The organism is Desulfobacter latus (assembly GCF_013389365.1).
In the GTDB taxonomy this organism is placed as follows: Bacteria; Desulfobacterota; Desulfobacteria; order Desulfobacterales; family Desulfobacteraceae; genus Desulfobacter; species Desulfobacter latus.
Map to the genome: position 1 here is coordinate 1 of NZ_JACADJ010000151.1, position 2,015 is coordinate 2,015.

2 protein-coding genes are annotated in these 2,015 nt (G+C 39.1%); both read right to left on the minus strand.

Features of this window, described 5'->3' with window-relative positions; all coding sequences use genetic code 11:
- Positions 1 to 378, minus strand: a 378-nt coding sequence (gene tnpA / locus HXW94_RS18640) for an IS200/IS605 family transposase (protein WP_178368392.1), incomplete at its 3' end; no start/stop codon positions are given.
- Positions 362 to 1,714, minus strand: a complete 1,353-nt coding sequence (iscB, locus tag HXW94_RS18645) for an RNA-guided endonuclease IscB (RefSeq protein WP_178368393.1) — start codon at positions 1,712 to 1,714, stop codon at positions 362 to 364. The genes iscB and tnpA, both read right to left, overlap by 17 nt.
- Between the last annotated feature and the right edge of the window lie 301 nt (positions 1,715 to 2,015).

Here is a 2,015-nt window from a genome sequence, read left to right on the forward strand (position 1 = left end):
AATATACCTCTTAATTGTTTCAATTGAAGCATTACCAATTGAGCAACAAAAATATCCATCACTCCAAAACACTTTCTTTTTCCAAAAATGTTTTTCAAGTTTTGGAAACGCATCCCATACTTTTTTAGTACTTTGCTGTTTTAGCCTTCTGACAATTTGACTGACGGAAAGTTTAGGCACACTGTCAATCATTAGGTGAATATGATCTGTATCAACTTCTATCTCTTTAATATTAAAATCAGATTGTTGTGCAATCTCAAGCATCGTTTTTTTTACCCATTGACCATACTCTTGTAAAAGAGGTTTTCTGTATTTTACAACGAAGATGATATGATAAACAATCAAAAATTTTGAATGATTTTTACATTGATATTGCATCAATCAATACCAGTGTTTTCTGATGGAAAACAATTTCGATATCTTTAATATTTTTGACAATTTTGTCAGTGCCGTCGCTCATTTTAAGATATTTGCCTTTGTTTTGAATGCCAACGGCTCTATAAAAATTGCCATTGTATTTGACGACATCGTGAGGCTGAATCGGATATCGTTGTTTTCTTATCTGCCGCCTGCCTTTTGAGACTTTTTTACCTCGATATTTTTTTAAATTTTCACCGTTTTTTTCATGGCCTTTGTTCCGTTTTACCCTTCCGCAGGGCAGATCCGCTCCACCCACTTTTTTACCACTTCCGATATCGATAAATTTTGCGTCATAAAATTTTTCAAGGCAGCGATTATTCTTTCTTTTTTCCTGGAATATCAACACCTCTGTTCTATTTTGCCTTTGGCCTCCGGCAATGACAAACGCATCATTATAGTGTGTCTTCTCAAGTTCAAGATCAATGCGTTTGGATTTGGTCTGATATCCATATGTGTGCCTGCAGTGTTCGAGCTTGTTTACAAGTCTCCATCTGACTTGAGACATAAAAGTTTCACCTCGAAATGGCGCAACTGTCGGCTCCCAGCCATAAAGTGAGCCTTTTTGCTTGTGATTGGCCGGCGAGTGGCATTTTGAACACAGTGTTATCAAATTTTCCGGCCTGTCTGTTCTATCTTTTTTCCAGTAGCCGATATGATGGACTGCAAGCGCTTGATTTTTTGGCTGCGTCTTCTTTTGTTGACACGTTTCGCTCTGACACTGATGCTTGTCACGGTGTAAAATATACTCTCTAAGATTCCAGAATCCGGATTGTTTTCCCTGCTGATACTGCATTTTTTCAATATCAGGGTTTTTGATAGCCTGAATATCAAATGATGCCACTTCAATTACAATCTCTGTGACCGGTACTATTTTTTTGATCAGGTTGACTATCCTGATATGACTCTCAAGCTTGTGTTGGATTGATGGAGCGAGCCACCCCTCTTTTCGCTTTCTATTGTCAAATCTTGCCGGTCTGTATCTTTTACGGTTTCTGCGTTGTCTTCTATAAACTGCTCTATCTCTTATTCTCTCTGATTGATTTTCAAGAAGTTTTACCTCTCCTGAAACAAGCTCATCTTTTTGACTTACCGCACTAAAGCCGATTGTCTTATAGCCTGCATCTATACCAAGCTTTACTTTTTGTTTGTAACCACTTGATCCATACAAAAGCCGGATTGTAAAAGGTGAATGACTTACTATTTTGGCTTTCTCCTCTTTTAAAAGGAGTCTTGCCTTTCTTGGCGTTGTCGGCATCAATGGTTTACCATGTTTGTTCAATACAAATACTTTCATTGTTTCACCATTAAATTAAAGGTTCAGGCTAAAGAAAAGCCTGGCACTCCCGAAGAAGCGTTGATCCACATCGCCTATGTTCTTGAGGGTTTTAAATGTCAGCAGCACTTCTCCTGCCTCTCAGAGATGTTTAACCACTAACCGCAGAGCCTGGGACTTGTGGAGCATCCGTACTAATATTACCAGGGTGCCTATATATTCCTTTAGAACGAAAGCCCGAAGGCTCTCAAGGCTAATCAACAGGACTTGCAACCGAAGTCACAAGCCCACCGATCACCAAAGGTGTCGGTGGGTAGTTGAC

Bases quoted from the DNA above. Each gene is read 5' to 3' on its own strand.
- iscB (WP_178368393.1), bottom strand. From the start codon at position 1,714: ATGAAAGTATTTGTATTGAACAAACATGGTAAACCATTGATGCCGACA.